Below are 23,217 nucleotides of genomic sequence, written 5' to 3'. Positions count from 1 at the left end.
TTCTCCGATCCGATCAGCGCAGCAGCGGCCGCAGCAGTTCGCGGGAAATAATGTGACGCTGGATCTCCGAGGTGCCTTCCCAGATGCGCTCGATCCGGGCGTTGCGCCAGATGCGCTCGACCGGACCTTCGTCCATCAAGCCCATGCCGCCGAAAATCTGCACCGCTTCGTCGGCCACGCGACCGAGCACTTCACTGGCGAACAACTTGGCCATTCCGGCTTCGCCGTCGGTCATGCTGCCCTGATCCATTTTCCAGGCGGTGTGCAGGGTCAAGAGTTCGGCAGCGCGGATTTGCGTGGCCATGTCGGCCAGCTTGAACGACACCCCTTGATAGGTGCCGATGGGTTGGCCGAACTGCTTGCGATCCGCCGCCCATTGCAGCGAAACGTCCAGCGCCCGCTGGGCCTGGCCGACGCAGTTGGCGGCGACCATCACCCGCCCGGCGGTCAGCCAGGCGTTGGCCACTTCCCAGCCCTTGCCGACTTCACCGAGCACTTTGGAAGCCGGGACGCGGCAGTCGTCGAAGAACATTTCATAGGTGTGATAACCGCGGTTGCTGACGCACTTGGGCCCGCGGCGGATCGTCATGCCCGGCGTGCCCCGGTCGACCAGGAACGAGGTCACGGCGTTGCGCTGGCGACCATTGTGTTGGTAGGTGTCGGTCACGGCGAAGACAATCGCGAAATCGGCGTGCCCGGCATGGCTGATGAAGTGCTTGCTGCCGTTCAACACAAAGTCGTCACCGTCGCGTACGGCACGGGTCTTGATGGCGTTGGCATCGGAACCGGCACCCGGTTCGGTGAGGGCGAAGCAGTCGATCTTTTCGCCCTGGATGCACGGCAGCAAATAGTCCTGAATCTGCTGGCCGGTGCAGGCCATGAGGATTTTCGACGGGCGTGCGACGAACACATGCAGCGCCCACGATACCTTGGACAGTTCGCGTTCGATCAAGGCCTGGGACAGGTAGTCGAGCCCGCCTCCGCCGACTTCTTCAGGCATGTTGAAGGCATAGAAACCTGCCGCCAGGGCCTTGCCGCGAATCTGTGCGGCGAGTTCCGGGGACACTTCGTCGGCGCGATCGACCGCTTCCTCATGGGGCAGCAGTTCCTTGGCGACAAAACTGCGAACCGCGTCCACCAACATTTCTTGTTCTTGGGTCAGCTGGAAATTCATAACGCTACCTGTTCTTCGATCATCGTTTTTATTCGTGGGCTGCGATGGCGCATTTATTGGCCAACCTATTTACCTACAAAGGCAGGCAGACGTTTTTCCATCGCCGCGCGCAAGGCCTCGGCGCCATCTTCACTGCGACCACAGAGCAAACCGGCGGCGAGTTCCGCGCTCAGTTGTTCCGACAGGCTGCGCTGGGCGCCTTCACGCATCAGTTGCTTGGTCTGGGCAAAAGCGAAGGTCGGACCGCTGGCCAGGCGCGCGGCCAGTTCGCCCACCACGCCCGGCAGTTGTTCATCGGCGCAGACTTCGCTGACCAGGCCGGCCCCCAGGGCGCGATCGGCACTCCAGAGTTCATCGAGGAACAGCAGACGCTTGGCCTGCTCGGTGCCGATCAGACGTGGCAGATGCCAGCTGGCACCGGCGTCCGGCGAGTAGGCCATGCTGGTGTAACCGGCCTTGAACCGGGCGGACTGCGCAGCAACTCGCAAGTCACAGCACAGGGTCAAATCCATCCCGGCTCCGACGGCGGTGCCGTTGATCGCGGCAATGGTCGGTTTATCGAGGCTGTACAGGCGGCTCATCATGGCGTGGGCGGTTTCTGTCCAGCCGTAGCTTTCCAGCGCACCGCGGGCCTCGGCTTCGGCCCATTCGGCGAGGTCGGCACCGGCGCAGAAACTGCGACCGGTCCCGGTCAGCACGATCACTCGCACCGCCGGATCGACGTTGAATTGGTCGAGCAAGGCGTGAAGGTTTTTCAGGGTCGGAATGTCCAGCGCGTTGCGTTGCGCGGCACGGTTGAGCGTGATCCAGGCAACACCCGCTTCGACCTGACTGAGCAGAGAAGATTGAGTAGTCATACGAGTCCTCGAATTGTTGTGTTTGGCATGAGGGGGGAGCGACATGGCGACCATACTAAACGAGTGTTCAGTAAGACGGCAATCCTGGGGCCTGGGTGCCTGTAACAGCCGCAAAAACCATCTAACCTATTGTTTTAAAAGAGAATAACTAAAGATTTCGAGCACCCGTCGGAAAAGTTGTTACATCTTTGAACAACTGACTACGGGGGCTATGTACGGGGGTCTTGATGTCGAGGAAATCGAAATGTGGGAGCGGGCTTGCTCGCGAAAGCGGTGTGTCAGTCGACACAGATGTTGAATGCCACACCGCTTTCGCGAGCAAGCCCGCTCCCACATTTGGCCCTTCGTCTGTTGGCTTAAACCGTCGCCTGCGCCAATGCCGCCTGGCGTTTGCCATTGGTCAGGAAGTAAGCGCCGTAGCAAATGGCGATAAAGCCAAAGCCCCAATACAGCGACGGACGCTGCGTCTCGTCCAGCGCCAGGAATACGAACAGCGAACAGCACAAGGCGATGCATAGCAGCGGCAGGAACGGGAACCAGGGTGCGCGGTATTTCAGATCGCTGAGCTTGCCGCCTTCCCTGATGAAGGCGCGACGGAATTTATATTGCGCCAGCGCGATCACGATCCAGGTCACAGTACCGGCCATGCCGCTGACGGCCATCAGCACCATGAACAGGGTGTCGGCGGCAATGAAGCTGGTCAGCAGCGACACCAGGGCAAAGCACAGAGTGATGCTCAGCGCCCGCAACGGCACGCCGCGAGAACTCAAGGCCGAGAGGCTTTTGGGTGCCATGCCGGTTTTCGACATGGCCCAGAGGATCCGCGTCGAGGCATACAGCCCGGAGTTACCCACCGAGAGAATCGCCGTGAGGATCACGAAGTTCATCAAGTCGGCGGCGTAAGGAATGCCGACCATGTCGAACACCTGCACGAACGGACTTTCCATCAAGCCGGCCTGCTGCCATGGGACGATGGCCGACAGCACCACGATGGCCAGCACATAGAAGATCAGCACGCGGAACACCACGTTGCGCACCGCCTTGGGGATGCTCTTCTCCGGCTGGTCGGTTTCGCCAGCGGCAACGCCCATGATTTCACAGCCCTGAAAGGCATAGACCACAGTCATCATCACCGCGAACACCGCCGACAGACCGTTGGGAAACAGCGAGTCGCCGATCAGGTTGGTCATCATCGGCGCCGGGGCGCCGCTGGTCAGCGGTATCGCGCCGAAAATCACCAGGACGCCAACGATGATAAAACCGAGGATCGCCGCCACCTTGATCCCGGAGAACCAGAATTCCGCTTCACCGAAGGCGCGAGTGGCCAGGGCGTTCAACCCGAACAGCACCACCACAAATAGCGCCGACCAATACCAGATAGGGATGTCCGGGAACCAGCGCACCATCAACATGCCCGCCGCGGTGAATTCCAGGCCGACGGTGGTCGCCCAGCTCATCCAGTACACCCAGCCGATCATGAAACCGGTGGCCGGCCCGATGTACTTTGTGGCATGGGTCTGGAACGAGCCGGACACCGGCATCTGCACCGACAGCTCGCCGAGGCAGACCATCACCAGGTACATCAGGAAACCGGCCACCAGGTAAGCCAGGACCGCCCCCATGGGACCGCCCTGGTTGATGGTGACGCCCGAGCCCATGAACAGCCCGGTGCCAATCACCCCGCCCAGGGACAGCATGAAAATGTGCCGGCTTTTCAAGGCTCGGGTCAGCTGTATGCCTTTACGCTCGATAGATTCGCTCATGTCCGCACCTCTCAAGACTGGGCGAGGTGCAAGGCGGATGACAGGAGGTCATTGCGCGGGGGAAGATCAGCTTTACGGCAGTTCATTATTATTATCTCCAATAAGCTTCGAAGACCGCGTCTGGCGCGGTTGTGCCGATTATTGGAAAGCCATGTAAGTTCGCGTTGAAGCTGAAGATCAAAGTTGTAAAAAGTCGTAACGATTTTGTACGTCAGGCGTTCAACACCTCCGCCAGCACCCCTTGCGACCCCTGCAACACCCCATGAAACCTCGGCACCAACGCTTGCACCGCCGTCGTGTCGTTGCTCAATGCCGCCTCTTCCAGGGCTCGCAACACCTCGGCCAAGGCGCGAAAGCCCAGTGAGTCACTGCTCCCGGCCAAACGGTGGGCCAGATGCGCAACCTCGGTACAGTCACCGGCTTCAATGGCTTCCATAATCCCCACGCGGTGCTGGGCAATCGAGTCGCGCAGCACCCCCAGCAAGCCCTGTAGTTTTTGCTCGCCGAGCAGGCTGCGATGGGTGTGCAGCAACTGCCAGTCCATCAGCTGCCAGCCCATCGGATGAGTGTCCGGCGCCGGCTCGGGCATCGGTAGTTCACCGGCCAGTGCCTGGCGCAGGTTGTCGAGCTTCAGCGGCTTGGCGAGAATGCCCTGCATGCCGGCATCCAGATAACCGCGAACCAGCGCCGGCTGCACACTGGCAGTCAGGGCGAAGATCCGGCTGTGTTGATTGGGCCCCGGTGTGCTGCGGATCAGCCTGCACAGTTCGACGCCACTCAAGCCCGGCAGATGCACATCGAGCAGAATCAACTCGAAGGACTGCCGGCGGCAGAGTTCCAGCGCTTGCTCGGCATCTTCCGCGAGGCTGACCCAATGCCCGTCGCGTTCCAGCAGGCCGCTGACCACTTCCCGGTTCAGCGCCACATCTTCGACCACCAGAATGCTCAGGGCCTGAACCGGTGAAGTGGCGCGTGTGACAGGGGCCACGGCCAAAGCCGGTTGCAGGGACAGCTCGAACCAGAAGCAACTGCCCTGCCCTTCCTGGCTGTCGACACCGATGCGCCCGCCGAGCAACTGCACCAGGTGTTTACTGATGGCCAATCCCAGCCCGGTACCGCCATAACGCTGGGCCACGTCTTCGCTGGCCTGGGTAAAACGCTCGAAGATCTTTTCCTGCACCGACGCCGCGATGCCGATGCCATTGTCGGTCACGCTGAACCGCAGGTGTTGCCCTGTGGACGGGTCGCCCGCCGTCAGTAGCGCGACTTCGACGCTAATGTGTCCGGCCTCGGTGAACTTGATGGCGTTGGCCAACAGGTTACTCAACACCTGACGTAAAAACTGCTCGGCGCCACGACAACGATCGTCGACCTGCGGATCGACCCGACACTGCAGTTGCGTGCCATTACTCAGCCCTCGCGGTTCCAGCAACGTCAGTACCTCATCGAGCAGTTGCCTGAGGGAGAAGTCGACCTGCTCCGGATGGCTTTCGCCCTCCTCCAGCCGGGCGAAATACAGCACTTCGTTGAGAATTGTCAGCAGACCTTCGCCGGCTTTGTACAGCGCTTCCAGGCGTTTGCCATCGCGCTCGTCGAGGCTGGCGCCGCGCAGCAATTGGGCCATGCCGAGAATGCCATTGAGTGGCGTGCGCAGTTCATGGCTCATGGTGGCGAGGAAGCGCGTCTTGGCGAGGTTGGCCGCTTCGGCCTCATCCTTGGCGCGCAGCAGACTGGCCGTGCGCCGCTCGACCATTTTCTGCAGTTCGTCGCGCTTGTCCTGCAGCGCCAGGCGGTCGACTTCGCGGCGGTGGATATCGCTGAGAATCGCCCGGCGCATGTCATCCAGGGCGTGAGCCACGGTATCGATTTCGTCTTCGCTGCCGGTGCTGCTTTTGTCCAGGCGCAAAGGTTCATGCCAGTCACCGGCGGCAATGCGTCGGGCAAAATCGGCCATGACCTGCAAATGCCGAGTCACCAGCCGGTAGAACAACCCCGACAGCGCCACCGCCAGCCCACAGAGGAACACACTCATCCATAACAGGCTGGTCAGGCCGGTGGCGTACAACCGGCGGTATACCGCGTCCAGGTCGATACTGACTTCCAGCTCGCCCAGATGTCGCGACGGGCCGGACGGCGGCTGATAATTGAGCTGGAAACGCTCGATGCGCAAGGGGCCGGCCGGCGCGGCGCTGCCTTGCAGCAGGTCGAAATCGGGACTGCGCAAACGCACCCGGGCCACATCGGAAAAATCCACCAGGCCGCGCAGTTGCACATTCAACTGCTCCTGGTTGAGATCCCAGAGGCTGCGTTCCAGGCTTGCCAGGTAGCCGGCGCGGATCAGCTCCATGCGCGAATCGATATCGCGCATTTCACGGCGGTACTCGAAATACAGCTGCACGGTGCTGGCGAGAATGGTGAAGCACAGGCTGAACAGCAGGATGAACAGCAGCAGGCGGCGCAACAGGCCGCCGGGACTGGCTCGGCTCATTGCACGTCCGCCGGCAGTCTGATCATGTCGCGATAGGTGGCTTCACTCTCGTTCAGCCAGCGTTCGATCTCGCCCGCGTCAACCATCCGCTGCAGTTCGGCGTCAATCGCGGGCATGCGCTCGGCCAGCGTGGAACGGCGCGATACGGCGATCCGCAAATAGTCGACGCTCAATGAATGGGGCAACGCCTGGATGTCTGCGGCACCCGGCAGGGTTTCCACGAACAGCTGCCCGGTGCGCCGCTCATGGGTGATGAAGTCGATTCTGCCGCGAATCAGCTTGCCGAAGTTCTGGCGACTGTCGGATACCCATTCGATATTGCCGTGCCGGGCGACGAAGCGATCGAAGTCCAGGCCATAGCTTTCCCCAAACAGCAGGCCGCCGCGGTAATTGCCGAGGTCTTCAAGCCGTTCGAACTTCACCGGGTGTTGGCGGTTGAAGAACACCGCGACCTCTTCACGCAACACCGGCACCGTCGAGAAGCGCATGGTCTGTTCACGTTGCGCCGTGCTGTAGGCCAGGACCACGTCGACCCGGCCTTCGGCGGCGTCCAGCAGGCAGCGCTTCCAGTTGCCCAGCACGACGATCTCGACCTCGTACCCCAGGTTGCCAAACAGCTTCTTCACCACACTGGGCGCCAGGCCGCGCACCTGTTTGCCGTCGCTCCAGGAAATCGGCGGGTAGACCGGGTAATCGCAGTAGCGAATTTTCTCGGCCGCAGCCGACGTGCCCGTCAGTGCCAGAAGTAACCAGAGCAGCCGCCACACAGGGTTCAGGCCGCCACGCTGGCGGTGAACAGATAACCGGCGCCATGGATGGTAATGATCAATTGCGGCTCGGCGGGATCGTCATGCAATTTGCGCCGCAAGCGCCCGACCAGCACGTCGATGGAGCGGTCGTTGGGCACCCATTCACGGTTGCGGATCTGATCCATCAACTGATCTCGGCTCAAGGTATGCCCGCTGTTGCGCAGGAAGACACTGAGCAACTGGAATTCACCATGGGTCAGCAGGGTTTCGCCACCGGCATCATCGATCAAGCGCCGGCGATCAGTGTCCAGGCCCCAGGTAGCAAACTGTTTGACCTGACGCAGCGCCGGCGCCGGTTGCTGCAGCTGGGCATGGCGAACCCGGCGCACCAGGTTCTTCGCCCGCGACACCAGTTCCCGTGGATTGAGGGGTTTGATCACGTAATCGTCAGCGCCGCATTCGAGGCCGACGATGCGGTCGATTTCGTCATTGCGCCCGGTAATCAGGATGATCCCGACTTCCGAGCGCACGCGCAGCTCGCGGGTCAGGGTCAGGCCATCCTTGCCCGGAAGGCGGATGTCCAGCATCACCAGGTCGACAGTATTGGTCGCCAGAAAGGTTTCGGCCAGCTCCGCCGTCGCGGCGCAGTGCACGTCGTAACCTTCTTGCGAAAGATAGGCGTGAAGGAGTTCGCGAATCAGCGGATCGTCGTCGACGATCAGTACCCGAGGAGTCATCGCTTGGTGTCCTTCATAAGCCCGAAGGGCATGCTTCTTATTAGAATTTGTCTTGCTTGAGCGGCAGAGAGTAGCGATTGCTGAACGATCGATCAACAGCCCTCTGTCTGCAAACGAAAACGCTGGTGACCGCCTGCCTGCAAACCGTCGACCCAGGCTTCACAGATCTGCACGCCCTGGCTCGGGGTGAAGGTGCCGGGGTTGAGTCCCGACTCCAGCCACAAGCCATCGAGCAGCGCACTCAGGCTGATGGCGGCAAGGTCGGCATCGAAAGCCTCCCAGCCCTCTTGCCGAGCCAGATCGTTGAGCACCTTGCGCAATTCGCTGCGGTATTCACCATAGGAATGCTCATGGGCGAGATTGATCGCTTCGGCGGTCTTTACCGCGCCCCAGAACGCCAGCCAGGCATCCAGCAGTTGCGGGTCCAGCAGTTCGGCGGAGAACGACGCGCGAAAAAACGCTGACAAACGCTCACGGCCATTCGGCGCGGCTTGCTCCATGGCGTCGCGTAACAGGCTCATGACTCGCCCGGTGACCGCCATATAGGCTTCGGCCACCAGCTCATCCTTGCCGGAGTAGTGATGGCTGATCAACCCGACCGACACCCCCGCTTCAGCCGAGATCTTGCGGATCGAAGCCCCCTGGAAGCCATGGCGCTTGAGGCATACCAGCGTCGCCTCGACCAGATTGGCCTTGCGCAACTCCGGCTCCATTCGGGAAAAGCGGGCTTCCTGGGTCATGGGATCAATCTCCTTGGAACAGTCGTTGGGCTGGTGTTTTGCAGCCACTGAGCTGAACGACTGTACAGCAGGAGCGCAATTTGTGGCGAGGGGGCATTGCGCTCAATCCCGATAACCCGGCGCCACTCGATCCGCCAACCGCACCAACGCCGACCATGCCAACTGCATGGCATCCGGATCATTCAGCTCGCCCTCCGCCAATGGCCGACCCGGCTCGTTGAACTGGCGCTCGGTGTGCTCGCAAACGGCCGCCGGTGGCAGCACCAGTTCGCCGCAGGCCTGTGCCGCCAATTGGATCTCGCAGGCTTTTTCCAAGTAGTACATGCGCAGAAAGGCCTGGCCGACGCTCGCACCGAGGGTCAACAAACCATGGTTGCGCAGCATCAACACCGTCTTGTCACCCAGGTCATGAACCAGTCGCCGCTGCTCGCCCAGATCCAGCGCCACGCCCTCATAGTCGTGGTAAGCGACCCGTTCGTAGAACTCCATGGAGATCTGATTCACCGGCAATAACCCGCACTTCAACGCCGCCACCGCGCAACCGGCCCTGGTGTGGGTATGCAGCACGCACTGCGCATCTTCGCGGGCACCGTGGATGGCGCTGTGAATCACGAAGCCAGCCGGGTTGACCGGATACGGCGACGACTCCACCGCACGACCATCGAGGTCGATCTTGACCAGGCTGGAGGCGGTGATTTCGTCGAACATCAGCCCATAGGGGTTGATCAGGAAGTGATGTTCAGGCCCCGGCAGACGCACCGAGATGTGGGTGAAAATCAGGTCACTCATGCGAAAGTGCGCGATCAATCGATAACAGGCAGCCAGCTCCTGGCGCAGCCGTTGTTCGGTAGAAACCTGCTCGGCAGCGGCAGCCGTCGTGTGTGCAATTTCATTCATTGTTTCTGCTCTCTGGGCTGATCGTCTGCGCGAAGAATAGGACTCGACGTCCCAATCTATTTATCCACCAGTAAAAAAACAAGTTGATTTTTTACTGAGGGTAAATTTCTATAGCGCAATAATAACAACGCCGAACACCCTGTTTTCCAGCTTCGGCTCGCCTGGAGTATCGCACTATGCCGACTTCCACCCCAGCGTTCGCGCACCTGTTCGAACCGCTGCAGATCCGTGGCAAACGCCTCAAGAACCGCATCATGTCCAGCGGCCACGACACTTCGATGCCGACCGACAACCTGGTCAACGAGCAATTGATCGCCTATCACCGGGCACGTGCCGAAGGCGGCGTCGGGCTGATCGTGCTGCAGGTTGCCGGGGTGCATGACAGTGCGCGCTACACCTCCCATGTGCTGATGGCCACCGATGACGCCTGCATCGACGGTTATCGACAGCTGGCCGACACCTGTCATGCCCATGGCACGGTGGTGCTCTCGCAGATTTTCCATCCGGGGCGGGAAATCATGGAGTCCAGCGATGGCCTGCTAGCCGTCGCCTACTCGCCTTCGGCGGTGCCCAACGAACGTTTTCGGGTCATGCCGCGCGCGCTGGATCAAGCCATGATCGACGAGATCGTCGCCGGTTATGGCGCGGCGGCCCGGCGTTTATACCAGGCCGGGCTGGACGGCGTGGAAGTGGTCGCCAGCCATGGTTACCTGCCCGCGCAATTCATCAACCCGCGGGTCAACCGGCGCACCGACGGCTACAACGGCGACCTGCAACAGCGCCTGCGGTTTTTGCGCGAAGTCATTGCGGTGGTCCGCGCCAACACGGATGAGCAGTTCATCATCGGCTTGCGCATCAGTGCCGATGAGCGCGACCCCGAAGGCCTGACCGAAGACGAGTCGCTGGCGGCGGTCAAGTCATTGCAACAGCAGCTGGATTACGTGCACATCGTCGCCGGCACTTCGGCATCGTTGGGCGGTGCGGTGCATATCGTGCCGCCGATGGCCATCGAAGCGGCCTATCTGGCCAAGGAAGCCGGGACGTTCAAGGCCAGTCTGTCGATTCCGCTGTTCGTCACCGGGCGCATCAATCAGCCGCAAGAAGCCGAGCTGATCCTTGCCCGTGGTCAGGCCGATGTCTGCGGCATGACCCGCGCACTGATCTGCGACCCGCAAATGCCGAACAAGACCGATGCCGGGCGCAGCGAGGATGTACGAGCGTGCATCGCCTGCAATCAGGCGTGCATCGGGCACTTTCATAAAGGCTTGCCGATCTCCTGCATCCAGCATCCGGAAACCGGTCGGGAACTGATCTTCGGCAAGCGCCAGGCGACCGCCAACCCCAAGCGCATCATGATCGCCGGCGGCGGCCCGGCCGGGATGAAGGCGGCCGCCGTCGCCGCCGCGCGCGGGCATGAGGTCACACTCTACGAAGCCGGTTCGCAGCTCGGCGGGCAAATCCTGCTGGCGCAACTGCTGCCGCGGCGCAGCGAATTCGGCGGCGCCAGCACCAACCTGCAGCGGGAAATGCAACTGGCTGGCGTACGCGTGGTGCGCAATACCCGCGTCGACCGGGCGCTGGTCGAACGGGAACGGCCGGACCTGGTGATTGTTGCAACCGGTGCCGAACCCTACTGGCCGACCTTCGACCGGGGTGGCGACCTGCAAGTGGTGGATGCCTGGCAGGTACTGCGCGACGAGGTCAAGCCTGGACGTTCGGTGCTGGTCGTCGACTGGCGGTGCGACTGGATTGGTCCTGGCATCGCCGAACGCCTGGTGCGTGCCGGCCATCAGGTGCAGCTGGCGGTCAACGGCACCCATTGCGGAGAAAACCTGCCCCTGTACGTGCGCGATCAATTGGCCGGAGAACTGCACAAGGCGGGCATCCCCATTACACCTTACGCCCGCCTTTACGGCTGCGATGACAGCACCGTGTACATGCAACACACCGCCAGCGCCGAGCCGATCATTTTCGAAGACATCGACACGCTGGTGCTGTGCCAGGGCCATCAGCCGGTGGATACCCTCGGCGCGGAACTGCAAGGGCTGGTGGAGTTCCGGCGGATCGGCGACTGCCTGGCTCCGCGCACCGCCGAAGAAGCGATTTATGACGGTTTGAGGGTTGCGTGGGACCTCTGAGGCTGCTCTATACTCCCGGCCTTTGTCAGCCATCAGGCCCGAGGGTTTCAACCCGCTCGGGCACAGTCCGGTTCGGAGCACGCAATGAGCAACAGCAGCAACCTGCCGCCTGCCAGCGCGCCCGCAAGTCAGCCCGCTGCCACAGGGCCGCACTTCCTCGGCACGCGGATTCGCGGCCTGCGCAAACGCCGGGGCATGACCCTGGCCGCGCTGGCAGACATGAGCGAGCTGACAGCGGGCTATATCAGCCAGCTGGAACGCAACCTGGCTTACCCGTCGATTCCGGCGCTGTTCAACATCGCCCGCAGCCTGGGCGTGACCATCCAGTGGTTCTTCGCCAGCGAAGCCGGCACGGCCCCCGAGGACAGTGGTTATGTGGTCCGCAAGCACAGCCGGATGAGCGTGCATTACGAAGACGGCATCGTTGACCAATTGCTGACCCCGCAGCCCAATCGCCAGCTGGAGATCCTGCATTCGCGCTTTCCACCAGGCAGTTACAGCCAGCAAAGCTATAGCCATGAAGGCGAGGAAGCCGGCTACCTGCTCAGCGGCAGTTTCGAGTTGTGGGTTGGCGAACGCCATTTCCAGCTCAATGAAGGCGACAGTTTCAGTTTTTCCAGCCAGGAACCCCATCGCTATGGCAACCCCGGCGAGGTCGACGCGGTGGTGATCTGGGTGATTACCCCGCCGACGTTTTGAGGGGCAAAAACAACAAAAAAGCTGCCGGAACGTTTGTGTTCCGGCCAGTGAACTTCAGTCAAGTCGGCGGGCAGAAGCTTTCACCGGCATCACGCGTGCGTGGCGCGTTCGAACACTTCGTCAGCCCACTGGTTCAGGACCAAAATGGACCGACCAAAATGGGGACTGATCTATTTCGCGACCAAAATGGGGACTGATCTATTTCGAGACTAGAGCGATTCAATCGCTTGTTGATGCCTGGTGAGTCAAATATGAAATCGCCGCGACCAAAAAAATGGGGGCGGATCTATCTTAGGAGACCTTCTGTACTCGCCTGCAAATAGATCCGTCACCTTTTCCACCGTCACCTTTTCCACGCATGGAACATCTCGACTAACAAGGACGCGATACTTATGGAAATCCCCTTTTCTCAAATCAGCGAGCGTTTGAACAACCGCCGATTTACGGTCGCGGACAACGCCCAAGGGCTATCCGGTACAGGCACAGTATTTCTTTACCACGTCGAGGGAGATGCCATTTCGGGCACTTACCAAGGCGGCCGGACCCGCATGGGTCATCAAGTCGGGCGCGCGACAGGCCCCGATACCATCGAGCTTCTTTATCAGTGTTTGACTACGGACGGCGAGACGCTTGCCGGCTGGTCTCGTGGCGCGGTAGGCATTGATCACGCAGGACGTACCACACTGTCCTTCGTATGGGGCTGGTTGTCGGGTGCAACTGGAGGTGGGGAGTCCAGCTACGTCGAGCTTCTCGAATAGCGTTCAAGGATTTTTTGATGACAAGCGAGTGCAGAAATCAGGGCGTGCCGTCACGTTCGCTCGCAAATTAAACATCCGCGCAAGGCGCGTGTTTAAGCGCCCTACTGCTTACCTCCTGAAAGCTACAAGACCTGGGGTCGTTGCCTACAGGTACGCCAGAATCCGCCGGCTTGTGCGCCTTGGGGCCGCCCGGTAACTTGATTCGTGTCACTGCTCATCAGTGATCGGGTTTAGCAGTCCGCGATTTTCCGATTTAAAAAGGAGTTTCGCTCGTGAGCGAAGAACAATCCGAAAAACCCACTTACTTTGGTAAAGCGTTAGCAGGGGAGTTTGAGCCAGCTTACCCTGTCAAAGACGCGTTCAGCGATCTTGAAAACGTCCTCGGTGACATGATGTCCATCACTATTTCTACTAGCAATTTGGCCGTTTTTAATCTTGAGAATCTGGTTCTCGACGATGATAGGCGCAGCGAAGGTCTGGATCTGATTGCAGAGCATAAAAAATCGATGCAGGCATTATCGATTCGACTGACCACTATCCTTGAGCGCGCAAAGGGAGCGGAAAATGGGAGCAATTGACGAATCCCTGCTGAGAAAGTTAGAGCAATCGGGTCGAGGAAGCAGTCTGCCAAGCGGAAGTGACAACGGCAAAAGTGGAGGCCATACTGAGCGCATGAACGAAATCAGTCGCGAAGAATTCAACGCAAAACTCGAGACCATCGAAGTCAAGATGGATGCTCGAGTCGAGTCTGTATCCGCGAAAATCGACGGTTTTCTATCTGCTCAAGCTGAACGTGACAAGCGATTGGATGCGACGCTTTCGCAGATCGGCGCGAACCACGCCGAGATTCAAAGCAGCCTCGGCTCCATGAAGGCCGCTATGGTTATTACAGCCGTATCGACAGTATTGGCAATCGTTTTCGGAATCGCTTCGTTTAACACCGCACTGACCGCCAATATGATGGCTGCATTCCAGGTTGGGCTCAGCAAATCCGAACAGTCCCAAGTCCCCCCTCCTGTTCCAACAATTCCGCCAGAAAATCCGACGAATCAGCCAGCACAAAAATGAATGGAGTTCGGCCGAGCGCCGGGCTTTTCCGTTCTGTTGTTTACGGTTTTTTCATGACACGGCGCGTAGCGTTGTTTCTGCTCTTGCAAGACTTTAAGCCCCGCTAAACTCCATCGCGGGCTTTTTCTTCCTGTGATTCAATACTATTCCCTCCTACGTTCCCCCACCCACGCTCTCGATCGTACGTGGACGCATGGCAGGCAAGATTCGCACAAATCACGGGGCCCTGTTTTTTGGGCCGTATGCGTCCGGCCAGCACACCTTTCTGACCCCGATACCAAAGGAGATGGTGTCCACCTGATTTGGTGGACCCAATCGCCTTTGGCGTCGGGTCAGGAAGGTGTGTTGGCCGGACGCCTACTTTGGGCCGGGATCCCAACGTAAAGCTCTCGCAACAGACACAAGGAACCGACAGGATGTTGCACGCCATCACCCATAAAAAGACCCAACTACATCACCGTTATTTTGGGCATCGGGAAGTAGGAGAAACACGGGTCGCTGAAGAGGACGAAATCACATCGCTGCTTATGGGCCCCTTGGCCTTTGTGTCTCCGACTGGCATCGCGGCCTTCTGGACGGCGGTAGTCCGCCATTCAACCCACGATCTGGATTGGCCAGAGGGGCCACGGGAGGCAACTGGATCAGTGCCTACCAACAGGATGACCATGGCTACATGTATTACTCACTGGCAAGCTCGCTACCACTGGTGCTCAAGCCAAAGCATAAAGCTAGCAGCTATCTCGTTTTCCAGATCAGTTTGGCAGGGGATGGCATACAAGCTTCGGATAACGTCGAACCGTTGCTCCATATTGGTCGCTGGGATGCGCACATAGATTTTGATAATGGCCCTTACATGGGGTTTCCTCTCAGCGGCTATGATGGTCCCGAGTTCAGCATCGAAAAGGATGTTCTCATGCGCTGGCAAGGTGACACGCAGCCAGACTCCTGGCTATACAGCCTCCAGCTTTCAGAGATCAATACCCTGCATGATGTGCATGTGAAGATTCTTGAACCGGTACGGACGCTTTTACTCGGAGCACGAGTCGAGCAAGCTCTGCCTGTTACGCTCACCGGATTGGTTCGGTACATAGCCATGGATGAGGGAAAAGGGCAATTTCGAACCGCCTTCTGTGGGTGACCGCTACGACCACTTCCACCCTGACGGAGTGGGCCCCCACCTGAAGCTCGCCAATCTCTGGCGGTTTTTTTTTGAACCTTTACGACCTGGTGTAGCCCCTAAGCTATGGAACATTGACACGCATTCTGAGAAATGGGAACGCTCTATCACAGGAGGAATGACCATGATTGACGAATCGAAAATCCGGCAAAGAGCTTATGAATTGTGGGAAAGAGATGCTCGTCCCGATGGCGCTGAAGAACATTATTGGTTGCTCGCTCAAGAACAGCTTGAGAAAGAAAGGCAGCCGTCTGCTGCCGACACTGTTGTGCCCGCCTCTGGCGAATGGGAAAGCGGCTCAGACGAACCCACGCAGCAGGCTGAAGGTGGCGAAAAAGCTGACGAGGATGACTGGCCGGCAAAAGGTGAAGCCGCACGCTACTCAGGCGCGTAGTTTGTCCCGTGCGGTGTACTTGTCCAACCGCGCCGCCATCAAGGTCAGGTCCTCGACCTCTCTGGACGAGAGCATTGCGCCATTGAACATCGTCGGCAGCAAGCGACCGTCGTTGTACTTGAGTAGCAGAAAGGGACAGGCGTACCGTCATGTGCGCTCGCAAATTAAACATCCGCGCAAGGCGCGTGTTTAAGCGCCCTACTGCTTACCTCCTGAAAGCTACAACACCTTGCGCCGTTGCCTACGGGTACGCCAGAATCCGCCGGCTTGTGCGCCTTGGGGCCGCTCGGTAACTTGATTCGCGTCACTGCCCATCAGTGATCGGGTTTAGCAGCCCATAGATAACCTAAGACGTGCAACGCTCCTATCAGTCAGGTTTTTTGCCTGCATTTTGATGGTGGCTGTGCGCAGGGCGCCCTTGGGCGCGCCGGTTTCTTAGGTTCACCGGTCTGCTAACCTGCGTGCAGCTGCCACCCTCTTCGTTTAGCAGCAGGGGGGTTGGCACACCTTCAGGAACCTAAGATATGTTCAAGGTCACACCCAATCCCCCGGACACCGTTCCAGCATCCCCAAACGAACGCGATTCAAACACACTCCACGAGACCGCCGAACGCGCCCTCGATTTTCACTTCCCCTCGACTGCCGACATCAAAGCCACGCCGCGCACACCCAGTACCCTGTTTACCGTCGACCCAAAGACGACGACCGAAACCCTCATGGTTTATCTGGTCGAAACGCTGGCCTCGGTCGATGTGATGGTTCACCACCTGGTGGATCATCTGGACGGCGGGTCGCGTCACGCCTTGTTGGGCATTTCCAATAGCATCATGCTCGCCGAAATCACGGCGAACCAGGTGCTGGATCAGATCGATCCGCGCGAGTAGCTGGGGTTGACTGAGGCCGAATGAGTAAGCTCTGCGGTCTGTGCTGCGGTCTCTTTATTCGGGACCGCATTTCTGCCAAGCAGCGCCAAGGCCGATTCCTCTGGCAAGATGCTCGGCACGGTTCGTAGTTGGAACTGCTCAGCTGCCACGTAGGGGATTACCTGTACCAACAAGCGGACCTGAGCGGCATAACGAGGATCAAGCGACATTGGCAAAACGAAGGAACTCTTTATCAAGTCGACCACCTGGGGTGATCTGACGTTTGCCTTTGCCTAAATCGATCCTTGAAAGAACTATTCGCTCATACCATGCGTGGCCAGCGTTTCGAGCCAGCAGAAGGAAGACACGCTTGACTCGAATGGAGCTACAGGCTTCAAGCAGTTTTTGTAAGCGTCGAGGACTTAGCGTGGCCAAGCCGCTGAACACATCGACCACACTACTGAAAAGAACTTCATTTGCGCTGCGGTGGATAAGCTCGAGCACGGCACGCTCTGGAGTGGAGATTTTCAGTTCAAATCGAGAGTAAGGCACTTGAAAGGTTTGCAACGCAGGGTCTTCCATTGAAGTGAAGAGCCCGGTGGAGTGAAAATTTACCGGGACTTCCCAAGCGTACTTGCTGAACCAGCCAGGCAGGCTGGTGCCGGCTGTACCGAACAGCTCGACAGCCTCTTTCCCGAATGACAGGTAATGGCTATATCCAGCCAGGCTCAAAGCGGTCGCCCCACCCGGCCAAATCCGTAATGGGTCTTCCTGTTGCAATGCGAAAACGCCGCCTTGCCAGTCAATCTTATCGCCGCTGCGCTTCCACGTGCCATGGCCGATACGCTCCAGCCAACCGGTATGCTGATACTTTTGTACCAGGTTTGGCCCTACGCCATGCTCATGCAGCCATTCAGCCAGTCGGATGTCGGCGGGCATGCTCTCTGGTGGATCATCTGGACGGTGGGTCGCGCAATGCCCTGCTGGGTATTTCCAACAGCAGCATGCTGGCGGTAATCACGGTGAACCGGATGCTGAATCAGATCGATCCGCCCGCTTGAGGCGAACGAGTCAGCCATGCGGGCTGTGCAGCGGCCCCTATTTTTAGGGGACCGCATTTTAGCGGATGGTCATTCCAATATCGAAACCAGTCGCGGCCCAATCGAACAATCAAGCCCTCTAAAAATGAGAGGCACATAGGCTCGCGCGCAAACCCCGCACCCTGCGAAAAATCGGCTCAAACGCTTACAATCCTGCCTTTCGAAGCTCATGCTGCTGGCGCAGTCGCCTCCACAGGTGATACCAGCCGCTCGACAGAAGTCGCAATTCAATCCCGAGCAATCTTGTCATTTGCCAAGGCTTAGGGCAGGGTCGAAACCACTGACATCTCTGCCAAAGGAGTCACCCCATGTCAAAGCTATATCCCAGTATCGATCCTGAGGGGCTGGTCGAGTACTCAGTGGTCTACACCGACCGCTCGCTCAACCACATGTCGCAGTCATTTCAAGCCGTAATGAAGAACATTTCCAGGACCCTGAAACAGGTCTACAACGCCCAGGCTGTTGCGGTGGTCCCGGGCAGCGGCACATTCGGCATGGAAGCGGTGGCGCGACAGTTTGCCACCGACCAGCAATGTCTGGTGATACGCAACGGCTGGTTCAGTTATCGCTGGAGCCAGATCCTTGAGATGGGCAACATCCCGGCGGCCACCACGGTGCTGAAAGCCCGACCGGTCGATACGGGTCGCCAGGCTGCCTACGCCCCACCCCCTCTGGACGAAGTGCTGGCAGCCATTCAGGCGCATAAGCCGCAGATTGTCTTCGCCCCCCACGTTGAAACCTCATCAGGGATTATCCTGCCCGACGCCTACCTGCGGGCCGTCGGCGACGCCGTGCATGCGGTGGGCGGCCTGTTCGTGCTGGACTGCATCGCCTCAGGCACGCTTTGGGTTGATATGCACAAATGCGCAGTCGACCTGCTGATCAGCGCACCGCAGAAAGGCTGGAGCGCCTCCCCTTGCTGCGCCCTGGTGATGTTCAGTTCTTTGGCCCTCGAGCGCATCGAGCAGACGCAAAGCAGCAGCTTCGCCTGCGACCTGAAAAAGTGGCTTCAGATCATGCAGGCCTACGAACAGGGCGGACATGCCTACCATGCGACCATGCCCAGCGATTCCCTCGCGCGGTTTAACGAAGTGATGAAAGAGACGCAAGCCTACGGTTTCGACAAGGTCCGCGGCGAACAACAGGCTCTGGGCGATCGGGTGCGCGCAATGTTGACCGGCAAAGGCATCAAAAGCGTGGCCGCGGCCGGCTTTCAGGCCCCTGGCGTAGTGGTGAGCTACACCGATGATGCCGACATCAAGAGCGGCAAGAAATTTGCCGACCACGGCCTGCAGATCGCCGCCGGAGTGCCGTTGCAATGCGACGAGCCGGCCGACTTCCAGACCTTCCGCATCGGCCTGTTCGGACTCGAAAAGCTGCACAATATCGAGCGCACGGTCAGCACCCTCGAGCAGGCACTGGACGAGGCGATGGTTAACTAAGCCCTCATCTTGCCCGCAGCACATACCGAACTTGTGAATTCAAGGAAGGCATCCTGCCCTGGACTGCCGGCCCATGGCGCTGATCTTCGACGAATATGACGCTGGTCGCCCGGACGTCATGTTAGAACCACAAGGGAAAGCCCGTGCACGCGTCTTGCTGACACCTGCGCCCTTCAGCGCTATCAAAAAGGGCTCCAACGAAGCCTTTCACGGGGCGGATGATTGGCGGCTGTATGACTTGGATCGACCCAAACCGGCCGGTCGTATCCGACAGGCATTCACCCAGCGAACAATTCAGGGATTTATGCCCACTTGATTCGATCCAGCAGCCGATGCTGTCCGACTGCGACGACAAGTCAAGGTAAGCGAACGAGACTGCGCATAACGCGTTTATGGTAAATCCGCGTCCGTTCAGCCCGTGTCTAGGCGGTTTTTTCCTTAAGGCTATTGAGAAAGGAGGGACCAACCCGCAGCCCAACCCCGTACATGAACAAGTAGTAGAAGAGATTCATGGTGAACGTGTCGAGCTTGAGCGTGATGCCATAGAGGGATGCGGCAATGGCAACACCACAGCCCACCACTATGGCGCCACCTACTGTGCCCAATCCCCACAATAATCCGACAATTTTCGCCATGCCCCCAAAACGCCGAAAGCCCGGCAAAAAAGCCTCAAAAAATTTTCAAACAAAAAAAAATGAACTATACCCAATGAGGAAAATCGCTGTCTGACCCCGATGTCGCCGTCGCCGTTCTTTCAGTGGATGATTTGGCAGCAGGAGCGTTGGACTCCATCAGGCGAACCGGCTTCGACACACGCCCCGCGCTATCTGGCTGAGTTCGAATATCGCTTCAATCGCCGCTTCGATCTCGGCTCGATGATAGAGCGTTTCAGCTATGTCGCCCTTCGGACACCACCCATGCCTTATCGACTGCTCAGGATGGCTGAGGTTTATGCGTAATCAGGTAGTTATTAACAGTCGACTTGAAAATGTTGGCTTCAGTCCCCGGAAAACCTTGGATCGGCATGTATGGAAAATATACGATCGGCGCGAACAACAAATGAGGATTTTATTGGCTGGCGAGAAGTCGATACCGCACAGCATTGCGACACTCGACAAGGTCCGCGGTGTAGCGCTGGTGAGGGATATTGTGGGATGGGGAAACACACACATGAACAGTAACCCACATCAGCGGTTCGCTCACTCTTTGGCACGCGCCGCGTTATGCGCTGGTGCGCTCTGCTTAAGCGCGGCAAATGCGCAAGCACGGCCGCACGACCAGGAAGATTTGCGCTCCTATATGCATGGCATCGAAGCGGTCAAAGGGGCCGACGGCCGTTTTTTGATTTTCATTAGCAGTTCCGGAATTCCACCAAAAGGCGAGGACGAAAACGGCAACTGGCCGCACGACATCTACCTTTCGAAATGGGGAATCAATGATACGCGGATCAGTCCGCCCACACTATTCATCCAAAAGCCGGAAGCGCAAGAACCGGTGTCGGTCGCCCAAACAACTGACGGCAATGTCATGCTTTCGTTTGAAGACGGCTGGAATACCACGAACGAAGTCAATCAACGTTATGGCGTTTACGATGCGAAGCTGCGACCGATCGCGCCGTATCCGCGCGACGTTGCGACCGGCGGACATTCCGGCCATGTTGCCGCAGCAGGAAAGCATTTCGTCGTGTTGTATTCCGAGGACTGGGTCAACGGTGGCGGTGTCGATGATCTCGGTACCGGCAATGGTGTATATGCAAAGGTCTTCGATAGTCACGGCCACCTGCTCAGTACGTCCGATGTCGCACCCCAGCGGCGTGAATGGTGGCCGATGATTGCTGGTTCCAGCAATCGCGCGCTACTGGTCTGGCAACAATTCGTACCTGATCAAACCTCTGCAAATTTGAAGATAACGGTACTCGATCCTGAGACCGGGAAACTCTCCGCCCATAAGATCCTGAGATCCGGCTTGAATTACTACACCTACAAAGCCAAATATATTCCATTGATCGATCGTTTTCTCGTGACCGGTACAACGGTGAACGGTAAAGGTTTTGCGTACTTGATCAACAACGACGGCAAAGTCAGCGCGACGTTGGAATGCATGCCGGCAACTGTGAGGGGAGCCGATATTGTCGCCAGCGAGAATATCGCCTATACGCCTTCGCAAGACAACCGCCTTCTGCACCTGGAGCTCACACCCTCTTCAATCAAGCTGAAAGCTGTGCAGCGCTCGCCGCTGACTTGGTCCTATATCGGGAGCCTCGGATTGATGCGAAATCCCTCTTCAATTCATTGGATATCGCTGACAAAGAATGGAGTCGAGGAAACCGATTTTGATTTGCGCAATGCGGTGCAACCCGATCGATCCGACCTGTGCCGATGATGGTTGCGCCAAGGCGGAAGGGTAAATTTCTGTCATTACCGAAATTTTTTCTGCCGCACCCCAACCTCTATAAGTGGAACAGTCAACTGGGCACGCGCAGCCTTGGCGCTGTCTTAGTACCCAATCACTCGACGTTTTCCAAGAATCGTCACGGCCGTTTCCGAGACAGCGATCTATTTCGCTGGTTGTTCAATGAAGGGCTGCGTTGTTCTCGCTGACAGACAATTGACCCCTGTTAAAAAATCGCATCAGCGCCAACAACTAAACCCCAGACGCAAAAAGCCGGACGCCGAAGGGTAACCCCGCGTCTGACGAGTAACGGAGATCTGTGAAGGCCCCTGAGTGCTTTTACTACTCCTCGAAAAGGTCAGCGTGGGTTCCGGCTCGAACAAAGACGATTTGCTCTTGTTTGCTTTCAGCAGCCAGACGGTAAATCAGCAGGAAATCTCCGCCGACATGGCACTCCCGAAAGCCCACCCAGTTGCCTTTTAACGGATGGTCTAACCATTCAGGCGCTAAAGCCCCATCATTGACGACCAGCAGCATCATGACTTCCTTGAGCCGGTTAAGATCAAAACGACCGGAGCGCGACAGTCGCTCCCAATCCTTTAGGAAGGTCTTCGCATAGTCAGACGTGCGAGGTAACGCCGCACGTTTACTGGCCGCTGTTTTTTTCAAGGTCATCGACCAGCTCGTCAATTGATTCAAAGCGCGCAGCGTTAGTCCGCATGATCTCTTCCGCTTCGGCCATCGCCACGCGGGTCTTCGCATTGGGCACTTTTAGTTCGAGCGGAAAAGCCTGATCAACCGCGATGCGGTGCAAAAAGATCCGCACGGCTTCGGACATACTCATGCCCAGGTGACCTAACGCAGCGCTGGCCTGAGCCTTGATGTCATCATCAACACGGACATGCAGCATGGATGTTTGGGTAGCCATAACGACCTCCTGAGCGAATAAAGCCTATTGTATCTCAACTGAGATACAATACAAATGCCGATACATTCTCAGCAACACTCCTGACTGCGCAGAACGGCGTTTACGTAAAAGAGGACCCCACACTGAAGCCCGGTGTGGGGGCCTTTTTTTGGAGACAGGGAAACCACCCCCGCCGGGGCTGGTCTACCATTCCATACCCGTCTGGCTGACGCGCAGAGCGTCCTCACTTGAACAGGAACACTGCTCCTGTCCTACGCCTACGAAGTGTTGGCATGGGATACGGGGGCGGATTTGATTCCCCTGGTCGCAATCGTCTGCTATGGGTCGATTCTGTTGAAAAAGTTGGCCATGGTTTCCGCAGCAGCAAAGCATGCGTCTGAAATTGAAATCATTACTTCCGAGAGTGGCTGTTGGACTCAGATTTCACGTTGCAGCGTCCTAAAATGGTGTATTCACCGATCGCTCTCCTGGCCATTTCAGATAACCGACTTTTTCAACACAATCGGTCGTTTTCAGCCGGTCGCCACAGGCAGAAAACGGCCAGCAGCGGTCATTCGTCAATCGCACTCGACACCCCCACGTCTGGCGCGGACGGCTGGATGCGCTGCGCAATCCAGCTCCGAATGTACTCCAGAACGCGCTTCGCGCCTTCGACTGTTTCCGCAAGCTCGATCGGGCTCTCGCCGTCCAGGCATGGGTTGGGCTGCTCCATCCATTTGTGGGCGGCGGCACGACTTCCGCGGACAGGGATCGCGAGTTCCATTATTTCCTTCAGCAACTCTGGTTGCCCATACCAAGATTCCGGCTTGGTGGTCGGGCGCTTGCCCGTGTTGCGGATTGGCGTGTGCGATGTA

The 23,217-nt window shown here is 58.3% G+C and carries 23 protein-coding genes and 5 pseudogenes; 14 read left to right on the top strand and 14 right to left on the bottom strand.

Features of this window, described 5'->3' with window-relative positions:
• Positions 1 to 13: 13 nt before the first annotated feature.
• From F8N80_RS21560 to F8N80_RS21520, 8 genes are all read right to left on the bottom strand, one after another.
• On the bottom strand, positions 14 to 1,174 hold the full coding sequence (locus F8N80_RS21560; RefSeq protein WP_150748898.1) for an acyl-CoA dehydrogenase family protein: 1,161 nt from the start codon (positions 1,172 to 1,174) through the stop codon (positions 14 to 16).
• 65 nt (positions 1,175 to 1,239) lie between these two features.
• Positions 1,240 to 2,031, bottom strand: a complete 792-nt coding sequence (locus tag F8N80_RS21555) for an enoyl-CoA hydratase/isomerase family protein (RefSeq protein WP_150784643.1) — start codon at positions 2,029 to 2,031, stop codon at positions 1,240 to 1,242.
• 356 nt (positions 2,032 to 2,387) lie between these two features.
• Complete coding sequence (locus F8N80_RS21545) at positions 2,388 to 3,794, bottom strand: amino acid permease (protein ID WP_150748896.1); 1,407 nt, start codon at positions 3,792 to 3,794, stop codon at positions 2,388 to 2,390.
• Between the two features lie 211 nt (positions 3,795 to 4,005).
• Complete coding sequence (locus tag F8N80_RS21540) at positions 4,006 to 6,282, bottom strand: ATP-binding protein (protein ID WP_150784642.1); 2,277 nt, start codon at positions 6,280 to 6,282, stop codon at positions 4,006 to 4,008.
• On the bottom strand, positions 6,279 to 7,049 hold the full coding sequence (locus tag F8N80_RS21535; protein WP_150784641.1) for a substrate-binding periplasmic protein: 771 nt from the start codon (positions 7,047 to 7,049) through the stop codon (positions 6,279 to 6,281). The genes F8N80_RS21540 and F8N80_RS21535 overlap by 4 nt, the downstream gene beginning before the upstream one ends.
• 5 nt (positions 7,050 to 7,054) lie before the next feature.
• Positions 7,055 to 7,768, bottom strand: coding sequence for a response regulator (locus F8N80_RS21530; protein ID WP_150748893.1), 714 nt, complete (start codon positions 7,766 to 7,768; stop codon positions 7,055 to 7,057).
• A 92-nt stretch (positions 7,769 to 7,860) separates the two neighbouring features.
• The gene (locus F8N80_RS21525; protein ID WP_150748892.1) at positions 7,861 to 8,508 is read right to left on the bottom strand and encodes a TetR family transcriptional regulator C-terminal domain-containing protein; all 648 of its coding nucleotides are present in this window, start codon (positions 8,506 to 8,508) and stop codon (positions 7,861 to 7,863) included.
• 102 nt (positions 8,509 to 8,610) lie between these two features.
• Complete coding sequence (locus tag F8N80_RS21520; RefSeq protein ID WP_150784640.1) at positions 8,611 to 9,405, bottom strand: class II aldolase/adducin family protein; 795 nt, start codon at positions 9,403 to 9,405, stop codon at positions 8,611 to 8,613.
• 176 nt (positions 9,406 to 9,581) lie between these two features.
• Here F8N80_RS21520 and F8N80_RS21515 point away from each other — a divergent pair, with 176 nt between their 5' ends.
• The 7 genes from F8N80_RS21515 to F8N80_RS21485 all read left to right on the top strand — a co-directional run bounded on the left by F8N80_RS21515 (position 9,582) and on the right by F8N80_RS21485 (position 15,639).
• Positions 9,582 to 11,543 (top strand): oxidoreductase, encoded by a 1,962-nt coding sequence (locus F8N80_RS21515; RefSeq protein WP_150784639.1) that lies wholly within the window; start codon positions 9,582 to 9,584, stop codon positions 11,541 to 11,543.
• A gap of 102 nt (positions 11,544 to 11,645) precedes the next feature.
• Positions 11,646 to 12,242 (top strand): cupin domain-containing protein, encoded by a 597-nt coding sequence (locus tag F8N80_RS21510; protein ID WP_191632962.1) that lies wholly within the window; start codon positions 11,646 to 11,648, stop codon positions 12,240 to 12,242.
• A gap of 392 nt (positions 12,243 to 12,634) precedes the next feature.
• The gene (locus F8N80_RS21505; RefSeq protein WP_150784637.1) at positions 12,635 to 13,000 is read left to right on the top strand and encodes a hypothetical protein; all 366 of its coding nucleotides are present in this window, start codon (positions 12,635 to 12,637) and stop codon (positions 12,998 to 13,000) included.
• A gap of 272 nt (positions 13,001 to 13,272) precedes the next feature.
• Positions 13,273 to 13,578, top strand: a complete 306-nt coding sequence (locus tag F8N80_RS21500) for a hypothetical protein (RefSeq protein WP_150748887.1) — start codon at positions 13,273 to 13,275, stop codon at positions 13,576 to 13,578.
• Positions 13,565 to 14,068, top strand: coding sequence for a hypothetical protein (locus tag F8N80_RS21495; protein WP_150784636.1), 504 nt, complete (start codon positions 13,565 to 13,567; stop codon positions 14,066 to 14,068). Before F8N80_RS21500 ends, F8N80_RS21495 begins: the two co-directional genes overlap by 14 nt.
• Before the next feature lie 673 nt (positions 14,069 to 14,741).
• The gene (locus F8N80_RS21490; RefSeq protein ID WP_150784635.1) at positions 14,742 to 15,206 is read left to right on the top strand and encodes a hypothetical protein; all 465 of its coding nucleotides are present in this window, start codon (positions 14,742 to 14,744) and stop codon (positions 15,204 to 15,206) included.
• Positions 15,207 to 15,369: 163 nt separating this feature from the next.
• Complete coding sequence (locus F8N80_RS21485) at positions 15,370 to 15,639, top strand: DUF2934 domain-containing protein (RefSeq protein ID WP_224790737.1); 270 nt, start codon at positions 15,370 to 15,372, stop codon at positions 15,637 to 15,639.
• A gap of 3 nt (positions 15,640 to 15,642) precedes the next feature.
• On the opposite strand, the pseudogene F8N80_RS21480 reads toward F8N80_RS21485, so the two are convergent.
• A pseudogene (locus F8N80_RS21480) lies at positions 15,643 to 15,765 on the bottom strand (OprD family outer membrane porin); the annotation flags it as partial.
• Between the two features lie 398 nt (positions 15,766 to 16,163).
• Here F8N80_RS21480 and F8N80_RS21475 point away from each other — a divergent pair.
• The gene (locus F8N80_RS21475) at positions 16,164 to 16,523 is read left to right on the top strand and encodes a DUF6124 family protein (RefSeq protein WP_150784633.1); all 360 of its coding nucleotides are present in this window, start codon (positions 16,164 to 16,166) and stop codon (positions 16,521 to 16,523) included.
• 198 nt (positions 16,524 to 16,721) lie between these two features.
• Here the strand turns inward: F8N80_RS21475 and F8N80_RS21470 are convergent, their stop codons facing one another.
• On the bottom strand, positions 16,722 to 17,441 hold the full coding sequence (locus tag F8N80_RS21470; protein ID WP_150748412.1) for a type IV toxin-antitoxin system AbiEi family antitoxin domain-containing protein: 720 nt from the start codon (positions 17,439 to 17,441) through the stop codon (positions 16,722 to 16,724).
• A gap of 5 nt (positions 17,442 to 17,446) precedes the next feature.
• Between F8N80_RS21470 and F8N80_RS32230 the strand changes: the two are divergent.
• The 3 genes and pseudogenes from F8N80_RS32230 to F8N80_RS21460 all read left to right on the top strand — a co-directional run.
• Positions 17,447 to 17,563: pseudogene (locus F8N80_RS32230) on the top strand (DUF6124 family protein); the annotation flags it as partial.
• Between the two features lie 347 nt (positions 17,564 to 17,910).
• On the top strand, positions 17,911 to 19,044 hold the full coding sequence (locus F8N80_RS21465; protein ID WP_150784632.1) for an aminotransferase class V-fold PLP-dependent enzyme: 1,134 nt from the start codon (positions 17,911 to 17,913) through the stop codon (positions 19,042 to 19,044).
• Positions 19,045 to 19,117: 73 nt separating this feature from the next.
• Positions 19,118 to 19,360, top strand: a complete 243-nt coding sequence (locus F8N80_RS21460) for a hypothetical protein (RefSeq protein ID WP_150784631.1) — start codon at positions 19,118 to 19,120, stop codon at positions 19,358 to 19,360.
• A gap of 106 nt (positions 19,361 to 19,466) precedes the next feature.
• On the opposite strand, the gene F8N80_RS21455 is transcribed toward F8N80_RS21460, so the two are convergent.
• Positions 19,467 to 19,679 carry a hypothetical protein gene (locus tag F8N80_RS21455; RefSeq protein WP_224790736.1) on the bottom strand — a complete coding sequence of 71 codons (213 nt, stop codon included), beginning with the start codon at positions 19,677 to 19,679 and terminating at the stop codon, positions 19,467 to 19,469.
• A 177-nt stretch (positions 19,680 to 19,856) separates the two neighbouring features.
• Between F8N80_RS21455 and F8N80_RS21450 the strand changes: the two are divergent.
• From F8N80_RS21450 to F8N80_RS32225, 3 genes and pseudogenes are all read left to right on the top strand, one after another.
• Positions 19,857 to 20,003 (top strand): annotated as a pseudogene (locus tag F8N80_RS21450) (IS1595 family transposase); the annotation flags it as partial.
• Positions 19,996 to 21,426 carry a hypothetical protein gene (locus tag F8N80_RS21445; RefSeq protein WP_224790735.1) on the top strand — a complete coding sequence of 477 codons (1,431 nt, stop codon included), beginning with the start codon at positions 19,996 to 19,998 and terminating at the stop codon, positions 21,424 to 21,426. The pseudogene F8N80_RS21450 and the gene F8N80_RS21445, both read left to right, overlap by 8 nt.
• 56 nt (positions 21,427 to 21,482) lie before the next feature.
• Positions 21,483 to 21,632: pseudogene (locus F8N80_RS32225) on the top strand (IS5/IS1182 family transposase); the annotation flags it as partial.
• Between the two features lie 145 nt (positions 21,633 to 21,777).
• On the opposite strand, the gene F8N80_RS21435 reads toward F8N80_RS32225, so the two are convergent.
• The 3 genes and pseudogenes from F8N80_RS21435 to F8N80_RS21425 all read right to left on the bottom strand — a co-directional run.
• Positions 21,778 to 22,110, bottom strand: a complete 333-nt coding sequence (locus F8N80_RS21435; RefSeq protein ID WP_150748415.1) for a type II toxin-antitoxin system YafQ family toxin — start codon at positions 22,108 to 22,110, stop codon at positions 21,778 to 21,780.
• The gene (locus tag F8N80_RS21430; protein ID WP_150748416.1) at positions 22,082 to 22,363 is read right to left on the bottom strand and encodes a type II toxin-antitoxin system RelB/DinJ family antitoxin; all 282 of its coding nucleotides are present in this window, start codon (positions 22,361 to 22,363) and stop codon (positions 22,082 to 22,084) included. Before F8N80_RS21430 ends, F8N80_RS21435 begins: the two co-directional genes overlap by 29 nt.
• Positions 22,364 to 22,913: 550 nt before the next feature.
• Positions 22,914 to 23,189 (bottom strand): annotated as a pseudogene (locus F8N80_RS21425) (antitoxin Xre/MbcA/ParS toxin-binding domain-containing protein); the annotation flags it as partial.
• Positions 23,190 to 23,217 lie beyond the last annotated feature (28 nt).

The organism is Pseudomonas fluorescens, from assembly GCF_902497995.1.
GTDB lineage: Bacteria > Pseudomonadota > Gammaproteobacteria > Pseudomonadales > Pseudomonadaceae > Aquipseudomonas > Aquipseudomonas fluorescens_BK.
This window is presented reverse-complemented; position numbering and strand designations above follow the sequence as displayed.